The organism is Faecalimonas nexilis (assembly GCF_059731825.1).
On sequence record NZ_AP029189.1, the window covers coordinates 1,189,629 to 1,207,088 of the forward strand.

General features: G+C 40.5%; 18 protein-coding genes and 2 pseudogenes. 18 read left to right on the forward strand and 2 right to left on the reverse strand.

All coding sequences use genetic code 11. The annotated features are described in order from the left end of the window. The 11 genes and pseudogenes from AC6I5B_RS05930 to AC6I5B_RS05980 all read left to right on the forward strand — a co-directional run bounded on the left by AC6I5B_RS05930 (position 1) and on the right by AC6I5B_RS05980 (position 11,090). A complete protein-coding gene (locus AC6I5B_RS05930) occupies positions 1-135 on the forward strand; it encodes a DUF3789 domain-containing protein (RefSeq protein WP_005423185.1) in 135 nt (44 codons plus the stop codon). Then, the gene (locus tag AC6I5B_RS05935; RefSeq protein WP_004844214.1) at positions 132-353 is read left to right on the forward strand and encodes a hypothetical protein; all 222 of its coding nucleotides are present in this window, start codon (positions 132-134) and stop codon (positions 351-353) included. The genes AC6I5B_RS05930 and AC6I5B_RS05935 overlap by 4 nt, the downstream gene beginning before the upstream one ends. A gap of 5 nt (positions 354-358) precedes the next feature. Then, positions 359-850 (forward strand): antirestriction protein ArdA, encoded by a 492-nt coding sequence (locus tag AC6I5B_RS05940; protein WP_195464670.1) that lies wholly within the window; start codon positions 359-361, stop codon positions 848-850. Between the two features lie 57 nt (positions 851-907). Next, on the forward strand, positions 908-1,411 hold the full coding sequence (locus AC6I5B_RS05945) for an antirestriction protein ArdA (protein WP_055153250.1): 504 nt from the start codon (positions 908-910) through the stop codon (positions 1,409-1,411). A gap of 113 nt (positions 1,412-1,524) precedes the next feature. Then, positions 1,525-1,914: a conjugal transfer protein gene (locus tag AC6I5B_RS05950; protein WP_195464672.1), complete on the forward strand. Its 390-nt coding sequence runs from the start codon at positions 1,525-1,527 to the stop codon at positions 1,912-1,914. After that, positions 1,901-3,403, forward strand: a pseudogene (locus AC6I5B_RS05955) (ATP-binding protein); the annotation flags it as partial. The gene AC6I5B_RS05950 and the pseudogene AC6I5B_RS05955, both read left to right, overlap by 14 nt. A 744-nt stretch (positions 3,404-4,147) precedes the next feature. Further along, a complete protein-coding gene (gene ltrA / locus AC6I5B_RS05960; RefSeq protein ID WP_002298631.1) occupies positions 4,148-5,974 on the forward strand; it encodes a group II intron reverse transcriptase/maturase in 1,827 nt (608 codons plus the stop codon). 112 nt (positions 5,975-6,086) lie between these two features. Beyond that, positions 6,087-7,034 (forward strand): annotated as a pseudogene (locus tag AC6I5B_RS05965) (ATP-binding protein); the annotation flags it as partial. After that, positions 7,031-9,169, forward strand: coding sequence for a CD3337/EF1877 family mobilome membrane protein (locus AC6I5B_RS05970; RefSeq protein WP_195464676.1), 2,139 nt, complete (start codon positions 7,031-7,033; stop codon positions 9,167-9,169). The pseudogene AC6I5B_RS05965 and the gene AC6I5B_RS05970, both read left to right, overlap by 4 nt. Beyond that, complete coding sequence (locus AC6I5B_RS05975) at positions 9,166-10,173, forward strand: bifunctional lytic transglycosylase/C40 family peptidase (protein WP_195464677.1); 1,008 nt, start codon at positions 9,166-9,168, stop codon at positions 10,171-10,173. The genes AC6I5B_RS05970 and AC6I5B_RS05975 overlap by 4 nt, the downstream gene beginning before the upstream one ends. A 14-nt stretch (positions 10,174-10,187) precedes the next feature. Beyond that, positions 10,188-11,090, forward strand: a complete 903-nt coding sequence (locus AC6I5B_RS05980; RefSeq protein ID WP_195464679.1) for a conjugal transfer protein — start codon at positions 10,188-10,190, stop codon at positions 11,088-11,090. Positions 11,091-11,153: 63 nt separating this feature from the next. Here the strand turns inward: AC6I5B_RS05980 and AC6I5B_RS05985 are convergent, their stop codons facing one another. Continuing rightward, positions 11,154-11,684: a PadR family transcriptional regulator gene (locus AC6I5B_RS05985; protein ID WP_055153258.1), complete on the reverse strand. Its 531-nt coding sequence runs from the start codon at positions 11,682-11,684 to the stop codon at positions 11,154-11,156. Positions 11,685-11,809: 125 nt separating this feature from the next. Between AC6I5B_RS05985 and AC6I5B_RS05990 the strand changes: the two genes are divergently transcribed. The 3 genes from AC6I5B_RS05990 to AC6I5B_RS06000 are packed head-to-tail and all read left to right on the forward strand — an operon-like array spanning position 11,810 to position 13,672. Beyond that, a complete protein-coding gene (locus tag AC6I5B_RS05990) occupies positions 11,810-13,189 on the forward strand; it encodes an MATE family efflux transporter (RefSeq protein ID WP_055153260.1) in 1,380 nt (459 codons plus the stop codon). Between the two features lie 37 nt (positions 13,190-13,226). After that, positions 13,227-13,457, forward strand: coding sequence for a hypothetical protein (locus tag AC6I5B_RS05995; protein WP_055153262.1), 231 nt, complete (start codon positions 13,227-13,229; stop codon positions 13,455-13,457). A gap of 29 nt (positions 13,458-13,486) precedes the next feature. Continuing rightward, entirely contained in the window at positions 13,487-13,672 is a 186-nt protein-coding gene (locus AC6I5B_RS06000; RefSeq protein WP_082419275.1) for a cysteine-rich KTR domain-containing protein, read from the forward strand. Positions 13,673-13,786: 114 nt separating this feature from the next. Here the strand turns inward: AC6I5B_RS06000 and AC6I5B_RS06005 are convergent, their stop codons facing one another. After that, positions 13,787-14,146, reverse strand: a complete 360-nt coding sequence (locus AC6I5B_RS06005) for a helix-turn-helix transcriptional regulator (protein WP_005342894.1) — start codon at positions 14,144-14,146, stop codon at positions 13,787-13,789. Between the two features lie 497 nt (positions 14,147-14,643). Between AC6I5B_RS06005 and AC6I5B_RS06010 the strand changes: the two genes are divergently transcribed. The 4 genes from AC6I5B_RS06010 to AC6I5B_RS06025 all read left to right on the forward strand — a co-directional run bounded on the left by AC6I5B_RS06010 (position 14,644) and on the right by AC6I5B_RS06025 (position 17,279). Next, positions 14,644-15,075, forward strand: coding sequence for an RNA polymerase sigma factor (locus AC6I5B_RS06010; protein WP_044925118.1), 432 nt, complete (start codon positions 14,644-14,646; stop codon positions 15,073-15,075). After that, positions 15,065-15,304, forward strand: coding sequence for a helix-turn-helix domain-containing protein (locus tag AC6I5B_RS06015; RefSeq protein WP_005423216.1), 240 nt, complete (start codon positions 15,065-15,067; stop codon positions 15,302-15,304). Before AC6I5B_RS06010 ends, AC6I5B_RS06015 begins: the two co-directional genes overlap by 11 nt. A gap of 457 nt (positions 15,305-15,761) precedes the next feature. Continuing rightward, a complete protein-coding gene (locus AC6I5B_RS06020) occupies positions 15,762-15,956 on the forward strand; it encodes a hypothetical protein (RefSeq protein ID WP_005423220.1) in 195 nt (64 codons plus the stop codon). A 105-nt stretch (positions 15,957-16,061) separates the two neighbouring features. After that, positions 16,062-17,279: a tyrosine-type recombinase/integrase gene (locus tag AC6I5B_RS06025; protein ID WP_117456825.1), complete on the forward strand. Its 1,218-nt coding sequence runs from the start codon at positions 16,062-16,064 to the stop codon at positions 17,277-17,279. Positions 17,280-17,460: the final 181 nt, after the last annotated feature.

Sequence of the window (17,460 nt, forward strand, 5' to 3'; positions counted from 1 at the left end):
ATGCAACGATTATTATTTGACTTCCTGTTCTTCTCTTTAGGTGGAACAGTTGGCGTGATTGCCATGTGTATTTTACAGGCTGGCAGACAGTCTGACCGAAAAATGATGGAACTGAAAGGAGAAAAGAAAGTATGAATTTTGGACAGAACCTTTATAACTGGTTTTTAAGCAACGCACAGAGCCTTGTGCTGATGGCGATTGTTGTTATCGGTATCTACTTGGGATTCAAGCGTGAGTTTTCCAAACTTATCGGATTCTTGGTAGTTGCCTTAGTAGCCGTTGGTCTTGTATTCAATGCGTCCGGCGTAAAAGACGTATTGTTACAGTTATTCAATAAGATTATTGGAGCGTAAAGCCTATGGAAGAATGTAGCGTATTGATTGAAACGACTAAATCAGCAGAGAATAAAACCTCTCGCTGGTTTGATTTACCCATTGATTATGAGCTGTTCCGTGACCTGCTCGGCGTGGAAGCTGACAGCAATGATTATCAAATCATTGATATGAAGCTCCCCTTTGCTGGCGACATTGTAAGGACAACATCTGTCAGACGGTTAAACAAGCTGTACTTTGCTTACACGGATTTATCGCCAGAAGTTCAGCAGGCATACAAAGAGTTGATTCCCTATTGTGGCGGTGTTGAGGATTTATTACAGAAATCAGAAGAATTTCTGTTTTATCCAGAGTGCCACAACATCATGGACGTTGCCCGTTACCGCTTGGAGCATAACATTGAATTTTCTGCCCTCTCCGAAAAGGGAAAGAAATACTTTAATCTGGAAGCCTACGCCCATGAGCTGGAAGAAAAAGGACGCTATGCCCTCTGCAACAACGGTATGTTCAAGCTCTAATGGTGGTATTGCATATGGCAGATTTTATGAATACAACCGAAAGGAAGTGAACCGCTTATGATTGATGATATGCAAGTCTATATAGCCAATCTTGGCAAGTACAATGAGGGAGAGCTGGTCGGGGACTGGTTCTCTTTTCCGTTGGACGAAGAAGTGATTGCAGAACGTATCGGCTTAAATGCAGAGTACGAAGAATACGCAATCCATGATACGGACAACTTCCCGATGGAGATTAGCGAATACATTTCCATCGAAGAACTGAACCGTATCTATGAGCAGTTGGAAGAATTACCGGATTACCTGCTGGACGACTTGGACAGTTTCGTATCCTATTATGGAAGTCTGGAAGAACTGGTGGAGCATAAAGACGACATCATTCTGTATTCCGGCTGTGAAACGATGACCGATTTAGCCTACTATCTGATTGATGAAGAACAGGTACTCGGAGAAATCCCGTCCTCTTTACAGAACTATATCGACTATGAAGCCTACGGGCGTGACCTCGATATAGAGGGGACATTTATTGCAACAAACGCTGGTATCTGTGAGGTACTGCGTTAAGGGCTGGCAGATCAGCACCGCCACTGGTGCTACTGTCAGCTTTTCTCTTGGGGGCAGTCTGGAAAATCCGGCTGTCCCTGTTGTTAGGAAAATGAAGAAAGGAGCATTTACAAGTGAAGAAAATCCGAAGTTATACAAGTATCTGGAACGTGGAAAAGGTACTGTATGCCATCAATGATGTAAACCTGCCATTCCCTGTGACCTTTACCCAGATTACATGGTTTGTGCTGACGGAATTTATCATCATTCTGTTTGCAGATGTACCGCCACTTTCCATGATTGAGGGTGCGTTTTTGAAATATTTCGGGATTCCCGTTGCCCTTACATGGTTTATGTCACAGAAAACCTTTGACGGGAAAAAGCCATACAATTACATCAAGACGATGGTTCTGTATGCCCTGCGTCCCAAAGTGACTTATGCCGGAAAAGCCGTGAACCTGCATAAGCAGAAATTTGAGGAAACTATCACGGCAGTAAGGAGTGTGACCTATGTTCCCGATTAAATATATCGACAATAACCTTGTCTGGAATAAGGACAATGAGGTGTTCGCCTACTATGAGCTGATACCTTACAATTATTCGTTCTTATCCCCAGAGCAGAAATACCTTGTGCATGACAGCTTCCGTCAGCTTATCGCACAGTCCCGTGAGGGAAAGATTCATGCGTTACAGATTGCAACCGAAAATTCAATCCGAAGCATACAGGAACAGTCAAAGAAGCTGGTCACTGGAAAGCTCCGTGAGGTAGCAATCCAAAAGATAGACGACCAGACCGAAGCCCTTGTATCCATGATAGGCGACAATCAAGTAGATTACCGTTTCTTTCTGGGATTCAAGCTCATGGTCACAGAGGACGAAGTCAATCTGAAGAACATCAAAAAATCGGTATTTCTAACATTCCGTGAGTTTTTGAATGAGGTAAGGCATACGCTGATGAACGACTTTGTTTCTATGAGCAATGATGAAATCAACCGTTATGTGAAGATGGAGAAATTACTGGAAAACAAAATCTCCCGTAGGTTCAAAATCCGCCGACTGGAAGCCAAAGACTTTGCGTATCTGATGGAACACCTCTACGGCAGGGACGGGATAGCCTACGAAGATTATGTGTATCCTCTTCCAAAAAGAAAATTAAAAAGAGAAACACTGATTAAGTATTATGACCTTATCCGTCCTACCCGTTGCGTGGTGGAAGAAAGCCAGCGATATTTGCGTCTGGAACATGAGGACAGTGAAAGCTATGTGTCCTACTTTACGGTCAATGCCATTGTCGGAGAACTGGACTTCCCATCATCGGAAATCTTTTATTTCCAGCAACAGCAGTTCACATTCCCTGTGGATACGTCTATGAATGTTGAGATTGTCGGGAATAAGAAAGCCTTAACCACTGTCCGTAACAAGAAAAAGGAATTAAAGGACTTGGATAATCACGCCTATCAAGCCGGAAACGAAACAAGTTCAAATGTGGTGGAAGCCTTGGACAGTGTCGATGAACTGGAAACAGATTTAGACCAGAGCAAGGAAAGTATGTATAAATTAAGTTACGTCATACGGGTGTCTGCACCCGATCTTGACGAACTGAAACGCCGTTGTGATGAAGTCAAGGACTTTTACGATGATTTGAATGTGAAGCTGGTACGACCTGCCGGAGATATGATGGGACTGCATGGAGAGTTTCTTCCAGCCAGTAAGCGTTATATCAATGATTATATCCAGTATGTGAAATCCGATTTTTTAGCCGGACTTGGTTTCGGTGCTACCCAGATGTTGGGAGAAAATACAGGAATCTATATCGGCTATTCCGTGGATACAGGAAGAAATGTCTACCTGCAACCGTCCCTTGCCAGTCAAGGGGTAAAAGGTACGGTCACAAATGCGTTGGCTTCTGCTTTTGTAGGTTCGCTTGGTGGTGGAAAATCATTCTGTAATAACCTGCTGGTGTATTATTCCGTTCTGTTCGGTGGACAGGCAGTTATCCTAGACCCGAAAAGTGGTGCGAAACGTTCCTACTTGAAAAGAGTAGGCACAGCACTTCATTAAATCAATATTTAATGTGTGTTGGAGAACTAAACACACGAATAGTCGAATGACGGGGTAACGCCCTGAAAGGCTACTTTAATACTCCGACTGGCAGAAACTTGAGTAAACAAGGCTCTGTCAGAAGCTCGGTGAAGTCGGCAGACAGACACCGTAACAGATAATGCTGACGAAAGATTCCCAGAGGTGGGCGTTGTGTCCTATATGCCGGAAGTCTATAAAATATCTATGGTTAGAATGTAGATGAGAGGTCTACTGACGAATCCTTGAATGTACAGGTCTATATCGGGGCTGGATAGAAATGTCCAGTGACACAAACAGTGTCGCTACTGTGGGTGAGTAAGACTCCGCATTTATGAAAATCCATATAACGTTAAAGGCGTTATCAAGGTAGCAGGCTTATAGAGGAAACCTAAGGATATATGTACAGATAGTGTGTTTGGAACGTTGAAAGCTGACAACATGGAGATTTTACTGTCTGTGAAGTGTTCACATCAGAAAGTTATTGTGAGATTAGCAATGATATAAGGTGTGTTAATGTCAGTGAGAGTGGTGGCACAGTACCTATGAAACCGTGATAACAAGCGGTGGAGGGATAGCCACTAGTCATATGAAGAATAGAATTACTAAGAAAAATGGTATGGGTTCGAGTAAGACTAAGAGATGTACTTGCTCCTGCAAACAAGGAGGGTACAGACCATGCTAAAGAAAAACAAGCTCCGCTATAACGAGTATTATGATATGCAACATATTTATGACGAGTTATACGCACAGAGCAAGAACGGTAATAACTTTTATAAGTTACTTGAAATTATTGGTTCGGAACAAAATATTTGTTTAGCTTACCGTAATCTGAAATCAAACAGTGGCAGTAAAACGGCTGGAACGGATGGAATGACGATAGACGATATAAAACAACTCAGCAATGCTGAGATTGTTGCTACCGTTCGGGAAAGCCTTAGCAACTACCGCCCCAAATCAGTCAGACGTGTTTTCATTCCAAAAGCTGGGAGCGATAAAATGCGTCCATTGGGGATTCCGTGTATCTGGGACAGGCTGGTACAACAATGTATCCTGCAAGTCCTAGAGCCGATATGCGAACCAAAGTTCCATAATCATTCCTATGGATTCCGTGCGAATCGAAGTGCCCACCATGCAGTCAGCAGAGTAACGACACTGATAAATTTATCAAAATATCATTACTGTGTTGACGTAGACATTAAAGGATTTTTCGATAATGTCAATCATGGAAAACTATTAAAACAAATCTGGACACTTGGTATTCGGGATAAAAGATTGATTTGCATTATCAGCAAAATGCTGAAAGCCGAAATTGACGGCGAGGGTGTCCCAGAAAAAGGAACGCCACAAGGCGGTCTGTTAAGTCCACTGCTCTCCCTCATAGTCCTTAATGAATTAGACTGGTGGGTAAGCAGTCAGTGGGAAACATTCCAGCCGAAGAACCGCAGTAAAAATGGGTGGCTTCAATACGCAAAGAAATATACCAAACTGAAAAGCGGTTTTATTGTACGTTACGCTGATGATTTTAAAATCATGTGTTCAACCTATGGAGAAGCACAAAGATTTTACCACAGTACCGTAGATTTTCTTAATAAAAGGCTGAAATTAGAAATCAGTCCAGAGAAATCAAAGGTAGTAAATCTGAAGAAAAATTCATCAGATTTTCTGGGGTTCAAAATCAAAGTCATTCCAAAAGGAAGAACGAAACACGGTTATGTTGCCAAAACAGATATGAACCAAAAAGCATTAAAGAAAGCGAAAACAAATCTAAAGTTAAAGGTAAAAGATATAGCCAGACATACGACTGGCTTCAATATCAGCAGATATAATCTGACAGTTATCGGTATGCAGAATTACTACTGCATAGCAACTAACGTATATAACAACCTGACAGAAGTAAGTTACGCTCTCTTACCGACCATACGAATCCGTTTAAGGAACATTGCAAAATCAGTTCCATTTGAAAGTACAAGTTCAGAATTTCAGAGCAGGACAAAAGGAATCAGACCAAAAACAAAAATAGTGATGATTGCGGATAATCCGCTATTGCCGATTCAAGGAGTACAACACAAAAATCCTATGAATTTCTCGCAAGATATTTGTAATTTTACAAAGCAAGGGAGAAACAAGGTGCATGAGGACGTTGTAGTTGTAACAAAAGAAGAAATCCGAGCGTTGTTGGAAAATGAAAACCCTGCCGATAGCGTAGAGTTTAACGACAATCGTATTTCGGCATATATCGCACAACAAGGCAACTGCTATGTAATGAATCGTCGAGGAACTCCGTCCACTCTGATATGTATTCACAAATCAGACAAAGGAGATAACCTTGACAGATATTCTAATCTGGCATTTGTGGAAATTCCCATTGCAAAGGCAATCCTAACAGAATCAGCAGACGAAGCAAAATCACTGTTAAAAGGTTATGTTCTTAATAGTCAGCAGAAGAAAAAACTGAACAGAATACGGACGAATTACGGATACCAGACAATAACTGGGAAATAACTTATAAATCTATTTGGATATGATGGAACGCCGTATGAAGCGAAAGTTTCATGTACGGTGTGAAGCGGGGGAAAACTTGGAGATAACATCAAAAAGTTACCTATCGCTATAGCGTGGAAACTGGAAAGAAACACTGCCGGAAATTGCGGAGGAAATCAACATTGTAAACATTACCAGTGATTCCAGCAATCAAGGGCTGTTAGACCCGTATGTGATTATGAAAGATGTCAAGGACGCTGAAAGCCTTGCCATCGACATTCTGACATTCCTTACAGGTATCAGCAGTCGTGACGGCGAAAAGTTCCCTGTCCTTAGAAAAGCTGTCCGCACGGTATCCCAGAATCAGAATCACGGGCTGTTGCAGGTCATTGAGGAACTGCGAAAAGAGGATACCGCCGTATCCCGTAACATTGCAGACCATATCGAAAGTTTTACGGACTATGATTTTGCACAGCTTTTGTTCTCAGACGGTTCGGTGGAAAATGCAATCAGTCTGGATAACCAGCTCAACATCATACAGGTTGCAGATTTGGTTCTGCCGGATAAGGATACTACCTTTGAGGAATACACGACCATTGAACTGTTGTCGGTATCCATCTTAATTGTTATCAGCACCTTTGCCCTTGATTTCATTCACAGTGACCGAAGCATTTTTAAAATCGTGGACTTGGACGAAGCATGGGCGTTCTTAAATGTGGCACAGGGCGAAACACTCTCAAATAAGCTGGTGCGTGCTGGTAGAGCCATGAACGCCGGAGTCTATTTCGTGACACAAAGCTCTGGGGACGTATCGAAAGAAAGTCTGAAAAATAACATCGGCTTAAAGTTTGCGTTCCGCTCCACAGATACCAATGAAATCAAGCAGACCTTAGAGTTTTTCGGGCTGGACAGTGAGGACGAAAATAACCAGAAACGGTTGAGGGATTTGGAGAACGGACAATGCTTAATGCAGGATTTATACGGACGTGTCGGTGTGGTACAGATACACCCTGTCTTTGTAGAACTGCTCCATGCCTTTGATACCAGACCGCCGATAAAAAGTGAGGTGGATTTGGAATGATGAAATCTATCACAAGAGAAAAGGTATTCCATGTACTGAAACTGGTACTGCTTGCCGTGACCGTTACGCTGGTACTGCTGTCCCTGCTTGGGACGGTAGCTCATGCGTCTGGACTGGTCGATGATACGGTCAATGCAGACAACCTGTATTCAAAGTATCCGCTTTCCAACTATCAGCTTGATTTCTATGTGGACAATAGCTGGTCTTGGCTACCGTGGAACTGGCTGGACGGCATTGGAAAATCGGTGCAGTACGGGCTTTACTGTATCACAAATTTTGTCTGGACAATCAGCCTGTATCTTAGCAATGCCACAGGATATGTGGTGCAACAGGCGTATAAGCTGGACTTCATCAATGACATGGCAGACAGTATCGGGAAAAGTATCCAGACACTTGCCGGAGTGACCGAAAACGGATTTTCCAGCAGTGGATTCTATGTGGGATTCCTGCTCATTATCATTTTGATTGTAGGTGTTTATACCGCCTATACAGGGCTTCTCAAACGGGAAACAAGCAAGGCACTTCACGCCGTTATCAACTTTGTGGTGGTATTTATCGTGTCTGCGTCCTTTATTGCCTACGCTCCCAATTATATCCAGAAAATCAATGATTTCAGTTCAGACATCAGCACCGCTTCTCTGGATTTGGGGACAAAAATCATGCTCCCCGATTCACAAAGCAAAGGGAAAGACAGCGTAGACCTTATTCGTGACAGCCTGTTTGCGATACAGGTAGAAAAACCGTGGCTGTTATTGCAGTTCGGGAACAGCGATACCGAAGAAATCGGTGCTGACCGTGTGGAAGCTCTGGTATCTTCCAGCCCGTCCGATGAAGATGGGGAAACAAGGGAAAATGTTGTGAAAACAGAGATTGAGGATAACGACAATGACAACCTTACCATTCCACAGGTCGTCAACCGTCTTGGCATGGTGTTCTTCCTGCTCATTTTTAATCTCGGTATCACAATCTTTATCTTCCTGCTTACCGGCATGATGTTATTTTCCCAGATACTTTTTATCATATATGCCATGTTTCTGCCTATCAGCTTCTTACTGTCCATGATACCAACCTATGAAAATATGGCAAAACAGGCAGTTGTCCGTGTGTTCAATGCCATTATGACAAGAGCCGGAATCACTCTGATTGTGACCGTAGTATTTTCGATTTCCAGTATGTTCTACAACATTTCCACGGACTATCCGTTCTTCATGGTGGCGTTTTTGCAGATAATCTGCTTTGCCGGAATCTATATGAAGCTCGGAGAACTAATGAGTATGTTCAGCCTTAATGCGAATGATAGCCAGCAGATAGGTCGCCGGATATTCCGTAGACCGATGGTGTTCATGCGACACAGGGCAAGACGTATGGAACACAGGATTGCAAGGGCTGTCGGTGCTGGAAGTGTTGCAGGTGCGGTGGCTGGTGCAAGTGTTGCCAGAGCCGGAAAGCCAGCAACGAACCAACCACCAAAGAAACGGGAAAATACCTCTGCCAGCATGGGAAGCCGTGTCGGTTCTGCGGTAGGTGCTGTGATGGATACGAAAAATAAAGTCCGTGACAGTGCTTCCTCTCTGAAAGAAAATGTGAAAGACTTGCCGACACAGGCTGGTTATGCTGTCCACTCTGCAAAACAGAAAGCAAAGGATAATGTATCAGACTTTAAGCGTGGCGTTGTGGAAGAACGGGAAAACCGACAGGAACAGCGTACACAGAAACGCAATCTGCACAGGGAAAATATCTCACAGAAAAAACAGGAATTGCAGAAAGCACAGGAAGCAAAACAGACAGTTCATGCGAATGGATCAGCGACAGCCGGAGCTACCAGAAGCCATGAACGCCCTGTTGCCACACCTGTTCCAAAACCTGCACAGACCGATACGGTCAAAACGCCGGATATGAAACGTCCTGCTACTTCTCCTGTGATAAAAAATGCAGAAGTCAAGGCTGGAAAAGAAACTGTCCGAACCAATATCAGACAGGAACAGCAGGTCAAAGCTGTTGCCAGAGCGAATCAGCCAAACGTAGCGGAATCCAGCAGTAATCATAAGAAATCTACGGTACAGAAAACACAGGTCAATGGAAAATCTGCCCGTAAAACTGTTACGAAACATTCAGAGAAAGGACGGAAGAAATGAGATTAAAACGTATCCTTATCATAGGTGCGATATTTCCTGTCCTTTTCTCCATCGTCCTCTTTTTCGGGATACTGATTTCCGGCGAAGATGACGACAGTTCCAACAGTTATTCGCCTGTCTATTCTGGCATGAACCTGTCAGCCGATGTCCTCAAACATCAGACAATGGTAGAAAAATACGCCAGAGAAAACGGTATCTCGGAGTATGTGAACGTCCTGCTTGCCATCATACAGGTGGAAAGTGGCGGTACGGCTACCGATGTCATGCAGTCCAGCGAAAGTCTTGGACTACCGCCAAACTCATTAAGTACAGAAGAATCCATTAAGCAGGGGTGTAAATATTTTGCGTCCCTGCTTTCTTCCTGTAAAGCCAAAGGTATGAATGACATTAACGTGGTCATTCAATCTTATAACTATGGTGGTGGCTATGCAGACTATGTTGCGAAGAACGGGAAAAAGCACAGCTTCAACCTTGCAGAGAATTTCGCAAAGAATAAATCCGGCGGTACAAAAGTGACCTATACGAACCCGATAGCGGTCAGTAAAAATGGTGGCTGGCGTTATAACTACGGAAATATGTTCTATGTAGAGCTGGTCAACCAATATCTGACCGTGAAGCAGTTCAGCAACGAAACGGTACAGGCGGTTATGAATGAAGCGTTGAAGTATCAAGGCTGGAAATATGTCTACGGTGGCAGTAACCCGAACACCTCTTTTGACTGTTCTGGTCTTACCCAGTGGTGCTACGGAAAAGCCGGAATCAGCCTGCCACGAACTGCACAGGCACAGTATGACGCAACCCAGCATATCCCATTGTCACAGGCACAGGCTGGCGATTTGGTCTTTTTCCATTCCACTTATAATACCAGTGACTATGTTACCCATGTGGGAATCTATGTGGGAAACAATCAGATGTATCATGCCGGAAATCCAATCGGCTATACCGATTTGACCTCTGCCTACTGGCAACAGCACATCATTTGTGCCGGAAGAATCAAACAATAGAAAGGACTTGAAATATGTTTAAGAAAAAAGAAAAAACAGAGAAAGCACCTAAGAATAAGAAAGTGCGTACCATGAAAGTCGGGACACATAAGAAATCTGTCCTGCTGTTGTGGGCGGTGCTTCTGGCAAGCACCAGCTTTGGTGTGTATAAGAACTTTACCGCCATTGACACCCACACGGTACATGAAAAAGAAATCATTCAGCTAAGATTGAACGATACCAACGGTATTGAGAATTTCGTCAAGAACTTTGCGAAAGCCTACTACTCATGGGATACCAGCAAGGAAGCCATTGAAGCAAGGACAACAGAAATCAGTAAATACCTTACCAAAGAATTGCAGGACTTGAACGCCGATACCATCAGAACGGACATACCAACCAGTGCGACCGTTACAAATGTGCTGGTCTGGAATGTAGAGCAGTCTGGAACGAACGATTTTACCGTTGCCTACGAAGTAGATCAGCAGGTAAAAGAGGGAGAACAGACACAGGCAGTCACAGAAAACTACACCGTGACCGTTCATGTGGATAAGGACGGTGCAATGGTCATTACCCAGAATCCAACCCTTGCTCCGGCAGTGCAGAAATCAAAGTATGAACCGAAAGCACAGGAAGCCGATGTCAGTGTCAGTTCCGATACAGTCAAGGACGCTACCGCTTTCTTGGAAACATTCTTTAAGCTCTATCCAACAGCTACGGAAAAGGAACTTGCCTACTATGTCAAAGACGGTGTGCTTGCTCCTGTATCCGGCGACTATGTATTTTCAGAACTGGTAAACCCTGTCTTTACCGAAGACGGTGATAACCTCAAGGTCAGCGTGTCTGTGAAATATCTGGATAATAAGTCGAAAATGACGCAAATCTCACAGTATGAACTTGTGTTACATAAGGACGATAACTGGAAGATTATTAAATAAGACAAAAGGCTTGCTTTCGTATAAACTACGCATAGCAAGCCCTTTATATTTTGGGGAGGGATATTACAAATTAAGATGCTCTCTCATTGACATAATCCATGTTTCGATTGCTTGTACAAGAATAGCCTGTTGTTCTAAAACGGCTAATCCAGTTTTGGGGATTTCAGGAATATTCTTTTTAAAATTCCTATTTTCCTCTATATATGATTTAAGCATTTTAATATTATTTTCGATATTATCAAGACATAGTTTTTGATTATCTTTGGATAAACTGTCAAGGTTGACAATTACGGCATTAAAATCTAAAAAAATATGAATTGGTTTGCAGGATATATCTAGCATAAGTTTTTCAAATTGAGAATTTCCGGAATCAGTCAATGTGTAAACTGCTTTTTCTGGCATTTTTCCATCTTTAACCTGTGTGCTAGTGATATAGCCTTTTCCCTCTAACTGAATCACTTTTTTGTAGATTGAGGGAGTACTAATTTTTACCCATTTAGAGATGTTTCGATATTCCACCATTTTTTGAATATCGTATGCACTCATGGATTCTTTTTTGAGAATCCCTAATACTATTAAATCAATCGTTGCCATAAATTTTTCCTCCATTTATATTGACAGTTACTATAAATTATAGTAGTATAATTCCTACAGCTAAATATGCTGTAATTTATACTATTATATTTTATAATTCATGTCAAGAGAAAGGAGATTTTTGAATGAACAATCGTAACAACAAAATGGAGTTATTAGGAAATGCTCCGATACCAAAAGCCCTTATGGCTATGGGAATCCCTACCATGTTGGGTATGATGGTAAATGCTATCTACAATCTGGTGGATGCCTATTTTGTAGGTAGTTTGGGTACAAGTCAGATGGGAGCAATCTCAGTAGTTTATCCACTTGGTCAAGTAGTAGTGGGATTAGGCTTACTGTTTGGAAATGGTTCAGCATCTTATCTGTCTAGATTATTAGGAAAGGGTGACAAAGAAAAAGCAAATCAAGTAGCAAGTACGGCATTGTATAGTAGTATTACTGTAGGTGCAATTATGATTATTTTATCCATAATTTTTCTTCGTCCTATTCTTAAATTTTTAGGAGCAACAGACAGTATCATGCCTTACGCTATTACCTATGCCAGCATTTATATTATTTCTTGTATTTTCAATGTGTTTAATGTAACGATGAATAATATTGTAACCAGTGAGGGAGCGGCAAAAACAACTATGTGTGCCTTAATGACTGGTGCAATATTGAATATTGGTTTAGACCCTGTATTCATTTATATATTAAATATGGGTGTTGCAGGAGCGGCAATCGCAACTGCTATTTCACAGATTGTTTCTACATTAGTTTATTTAACATTTATTCTTAGAAAAAAAAGTACCTATCATTTTAGAATTAGGAATTTTTCATTTACAAAAGATATTATGTCAGAGATATTTAAAATCGGAATACCAACACTTGTTTTTCAGATATTAACAAGCCTTTCTATTTCTTTTGTAAATACAAAATCTATGGTCTATGGAGATTCTGTAATTGCTGGTATGGGGGCTGTGACAAGAATTGTTTCTATGGGAAGTTTGATGGTATTTGGATTTATTAAAGGTTTTCAGCCGATTGCCGGATATAGTTATGGTGCAAAGAAATTTTACCGTTTACAAGAAGCAATTAAAACATCAATTTTATGGTCTACCATATTTTGTGTTATTTATGGATTGATATTGGCAATATTTTCAAAAGGAATCATATCACAATTCACAAAAATGGATTTAGATATGATTCGTGTAGGAACTCAATCTTTACGGATAAATGGTTTTTCATTTATGTTGTTTGGCTTCTATACTGTATATTCTTCATTATTACTCGCTCTTGGGAAAGGGTTAGCTGGTTTCTTTTTAGGAGCTTGTCGGCAAGGAATTTGTTTCATACCTGTAATTCTGATTCTTCCAGTATTTTGGGGAATCAACGGCATTATGTACGCCCAGCCAATCGCTGATGTACTTTCTGCTGTGATTACTATTTTTATGGCGGTGCATTTACACAAAGAACTTGCTTTATCAAAACAGAAATTTTTATCTGGACAACAAAATACATAAAGGTTAGGAACGCTTTTATATAACAGAGATTAAAAATATGGTAGGATTAAAAAAACGACATATTAAAAAAATGTTGAAAACTGGTGCTAAAGCAGATGGAGCATCGCTTGCTGATATTCGGACTGATATAGAAGCTACTATTGATGAAGCAATGACCAGCACCGACCCAGAGGTACAAGCGAATTTCAGAAAGTTGTTTAGAAATAAGCGTCCCACACCAGAGGAATATATTTATACGATTACAAAAAAGACAAAGATTAAATTTTAAAAATCTATTGTCGCAAAGGTGGTGCTTCTATGAGTAATCAATCATGGGTGTTATGTCCTATTTGTAACAACAAGACACGAATCAAAATACGGGACGATACAGAATTGATAAATTTTCCGTTATTCTGTCCGAAGTGCAAACAGGAAACTCTAATCAATATAAAACATGGAAATATAATTATCAGAGAGCCAGACGCTAAGACGCAGAGCCGATAATTTGTAAGTTATTGTAACTTATATATTATCGGCTCTTATTTGTTGCCTGCGGAGCAGATCAGCAAATAAGCGTTGAAGAATCTGTATAGAAAAACAGAGAAAATAAGAAGCAAATCACTTCTTATTCTCTCTGCTGTTCAAGATACCGTCAATCGTACCTTGAATGATTTTTAATTCGTTATCACTCAATAAATCAAGTGACGAATCTATCTGACGGCGGGCTGTATTTTTTTCAACATTCTTCGCTGGATAGAAATACTCGTCAACAGATATATTGAACATGGTAACTAAATCATGGAATAACTGAAAGCTAGGGTGTTTCCCGATATTTTCAATATCTGCGATATGACGTTCTCCGTAAAAGACTTTATCTCCTAAATCATTTCTGGAAAGCCCTGCTTTCTCTCTGGCTTCTCTGATTGCCAGTCCTAAAGGACGAAAATCAAAGCTGTGCGTATCTTTCTTTTTTCTCATTTTTAATCACCTAGCATGAGTTTATACTTCATGTTATGTGATTAGAATGTGTTAAAAACTCATATTATATGCACTATAAATTCGATAAAAATATTACCTCGTTCGGTAAATAAAAAAAACCGTTCTGTGGGTAATCTCTTTTATAATGTCCAAAAATATAGGGACGGTTTTGGTATAACCAGAGCTGTCCTTTTTCTATTTTCACAGGCTTGCTCTGGTCAAGGAGCAATTTGTGATTCTAAGTAAAACAGGCAGTCTATACCGACAACCGAATTTATTCCGTCTTTTTCTTAGTACATCATCAGTCCTTGAACATGAATTAAAAACTCATATATCAGATGTTTTAAAAACAGTCTATTTGTTATTGGTGCAAATAGGCTGTTTTCATATTTACAAAAAATTTTTTCAATCCTGCAACAAATCACACCTTGCCGTACAGATATGGTGCGGAAAGAGGGATACATACTTTTCACTTCATAGCGAAAGGGGGTGTGATTTTGAAACCATCAGACTTCCAAAAGACAATACAGTGTCAGTTTGACTGTAAGCTCAAAAAGGTTGTGAAAGGCATTGTCCGTAACTACCGCAAGGAATTAGCAAGACGACAGGCAAAGGAAGTATCCTTTTGTGAGCTTCCAGAGATTGTTGTTGAGAAATTGATTGTATGGGACGATTACGAAAGTGAATATACAACGTTCGATGTGTGCGGTACAGAAATCCGTGTACTTGATGAAGAACTTGCAGAAGCACTGAAACAGTTGCCGGAGCAGAGCCGAAACATTGTATTGATGTTTTTCTTCTTGGATATGAGTGATTCGGAGATAGGCGAAAAGCTGAATATCAACCGAAGCACATCATACAGACACAGAAGAAATTCACTTGAAGAAATCAGAAAGCAGTTAAAGGAGAAGAAAACAAATGAAGAATAAGCAACACACACTTCCATCATTTTTTCTCATATCATCAGCCGTGGACGGTAACGAAAACGCCATAGAAAAGCTGTTGTTATTCTATGAAGCCTACATATCAAAATGCTGTTTACGCCCGTTTTACGATGAGTACGGTAACGTATACATTGTGGTTGATATGGAATTAAAGGGACGTATCAGAGAAGCCCTTTTGAAAATGATATGTGAATTTGAAATAGACGAACATTAAGTAATATTTGAGCGGAGCATGATTTAACAAACTCCCCTCTTTCCTGTTCCGCTTTTTCTTATCATTCTGTATCAGTCCATTTGCAAAAATGAATTGATACAGGCTGACAAGAGCCTAACAGTTCTTTGACAACTGAATAAAGCAGTCAGATACGTTTGTGCTTGCAGTGAGCCATCAGAGGTTGTACGCCGTGACTTTTCCAATCGGGAGATAGCGATTCATGCAATGATCTGGGAGCGACCGTTGGAAAAGTCGTTCTGCTATGACCTGCAACACAGGATAATGATACACCCGTATGACACGGTTCAGCCCACAGGAATGGGAATGGTTGAGATACCAGCGGAGCTTGCCGAAGCCGTCTGACTGCTTGTAAAAAGCATATGATAAAGGAGAGTGATACTTTTACTGGTGTGCAGAAAATGACGATAATACAGGTCGGTAAAAGGAGGGCTGACAGATGAACAAAACAAAAGAAAGACCAACCTCACAGCCGATAACGGTAAATATAGATAAATTGTCTGCAATGTTATCTTGTGGTCATGCTACTGCAAGAAAGATTGGAGAACAGGCAGGAGCAAAAATTGTGATTGGACGTAGGGTTCTTTATTCGGTAGAAAAAGTCAAAAATTACCTCTCATATCTGGAAGAATAACACCCTTTTTCATTTATGTTTCTTGTGATATATGGTATAATATTTATAGACATAACCACGTCATGAGAACAAAAAAGGGGGCTATTACAGAAAGGAATGTTTCTCATGGCAAATAGCAGAAAAGACCATAAAGGAAGAAAATTAAGAGAGGGCGAAAGCTGGCGTAAAGATGGTAGATATAGTTACCGTTATACAGATATAAGAAGTGGAAAACGTCTGACAGTATATGCAAAGGATTTACCGGAATTAAGGGAAAAGGAAAAGCAGATTGCAAAAGACTTGGAAGATAACATTTTAACTGATGGAGCAATCAAAAAACTTACTCTTAATAAATTGTTTGAAAGATATATGTCCACTAGGGAGCTGAAAGAATCTACTAGAGCAAATTATCTGAAAACATGGGAGAATCGTGTCAAAGACGAAATTGGAAACATCAAGGTTGTTCAGATTTTACCATCACACATCAAATCGTTTTACTCAAAACTTTCTAAAGCAGGATACGCATATTCTACAATAAAATTTATTAACAATATGATTTATCCGGCACTGGAAATGGCTGTTGATGATGATATTATCCGCAAGAATCCGGCAAAGTTTTCTATCAGTGATTATGGTAGACAGGCAGAAGAACGTATTGCCTTAACAGTTTTACAACAGGAAAAAATGCTGGAATTTGTGAAAAATAATCAAGTATACAACACCTACTATCCAATGCTCAGAATCATGTTAGGAACTGGTGTAAGGTGCGGAGAACTGATTGGATTGACTTGGGAAGATGTAGATGTCAGAACAAAAGCGGTAAGTATTGACCATCAGTTGATTTATAAAGATTTAGGAGATGGCTATAAATTCCATATTTCCACGCCAAAGACGGATTCTGGAATCCGAACTATCCCTATGACATCAGATGTACAAAGAGCATTTGAAGAACAAAAGAAATTAAACTTTATGCTTCAAAAAGGAAAAGATGTTGAGATAGACGGTTATAAAGGATTCATTTTCATGGCAAAGTCCGGCAGACCGCTCATGCCTAGTGCAATAAACAATATCTTATATAATATTGTAGACGCATATAACAAAAAAGAAGTTCAAATTGCAAAGACTGAACATAGAAATGCTGAATTGTTACCAACGGTATCCGCTCACATTATGCGACATACGGCTTGTACCAGAATGGCAGAAAAGAGGATAGACGTAAAAGTTCTTCAATATATTATGGGACACGCCCACATAGATGTAACAATGGACGTATATAACCATGTAAGTGAGATGTCCAGAATTGAGAGTGAAATCACAAGGCTGGAAAGCGTAGCAATTAGTTGACACCAAAAATAAAAAAATTGGTGTCAAAATGGTGTCAAATCAAGAAAAAGTGATGATTATAAGGAAAAAAAGTGTTGCAAACCCCGTAAAATCAAGGTTTGCAAAAAAAATCTCAAATAATTAGCACTCAACACTTGACAGTGCTAATAATATGTGTTATACCTACAATAGAACAAGAAAA

What these genes read in the sequence shown, in the direction of transcription:
- AC6I5B_RS05930 (WP_005423185.1), top strand. Translation starts at nt 1, where the DNA reads ATGCAACGATTATTATTTGACTTCCTGTTCTTCTCTTTAGGTGGAACA.
- AC6I5B_RS05935 (WP_004844214.1), top strand. Translation starts at nt 132, where the DNA reads ATGAATTTTGGACAGAACCTTTATAACTGGTTTTTAAGCAACGCACAG.
- AC6I5B_RS05940 (WP_195464670.1), top strand. Translation starts at nt 359, where the DNA reads ATGGAAGAATGTAGCGTATTGATTGAAACGACTAAATCAGCAGAGAAT.
- AC6I5B_RS05945 (WP_055153250.1), top strand. Translation starts at nt 908, where the DNA reads ATGATTGATGATATGCAAGTCTATATAGCCAATCTTGGCAAGTACAAT.
- ltrA (WP_002298631.1), top strand. Translation starts at nt 4,148, where the DNA reads ATGCTAAAGAAAAACAAGCTCCGCTATAACGAGTATTATGATATGCAA.
- AC6I5B_RS05970 (WP_195464676.1), top strand. Translation starts at nt 7,031, where the DNA reads ATGATGAAATCTATCACAAGAGAAAAGGTATTCCATGTACTGAAACTG.
- AC6I5B_RS05975 (WP_195464677.1), top strand. Translation starts at nt 9,166, where the DNA reads ATGAGATTAAAACGTATCCTTATCATAGGTGCGATATTTCCTGTCCTT.
- AC6I5B_RS05980 (WP_195464679.1), top strand. Translation starts at nt 10,188, where the DNA reads ATGTTTAAGAAAAAAGAAAAAACAGAGAAAGCACCTAAGAATAAGAAA.
- AC6I5B_RS05985 (WP_055153258.1), bottom strand. Translation starts at nt 11,684, where the DNA reads ATGGCAACGATTGATTTAATAGTATTAGGGATTCTCAAAAAAGAATCC.
- AC6I5B_RS05990 (WP_055153260.1), top strand. Translation starts at nt 11,810, where the DNA reads ATGAACAATCGTAACAACAAAATGGAGTTATTAGGAAATGCTCCGATA.
- AC6I5B_RS05995 (WP_055153262.1), top strand. Translation starts at nt 13,227, where the DNA reads ATGGTAGGATTAAAAAAACGACATATTAAAAAAATGTTGAAAACTGGT.
- AC6I5B_RS06000 (WP_082419275.1), top strand. Translation starts at nt 13,487, where the DNA reads ATGAGTAATCAATCATGGGTGTTATGTCCTATTTGTAACAACAAGACA.
- AC6I5B_RS06005 (WP_005342894.1), bottom strand. Translation starts at nt 14,146, where the DNA reads ATGAGAAAAAAGAAAGATACGCACAGCTTTGATTTTCGTCCTTTAGGA.
- AC6I5B_RS06015 (WP_005423216.1), top strand. Translation starts at nt 15,065, where the DNA reads ATGAAGAATAAGCAACACACACTTCCATCATTTTTTCTCATATCATCA.
- AC6I5B_RS06020 (WP_005423220.1), top strand. Translation starts at nt 15,762, where the DNA reads ATGAACAAAACAAAAGAAAGACCAACCTCACAGCCGATAACGGTAAAT.
- AC6I5B_RS06025 (WP_117456825.1), top strand. Translation starts at nt 16,062, where the DNA reads ATGGCAAATAGCAGAAAAGACCATAAAGGAAGAAAATTAAGAGAGGGC.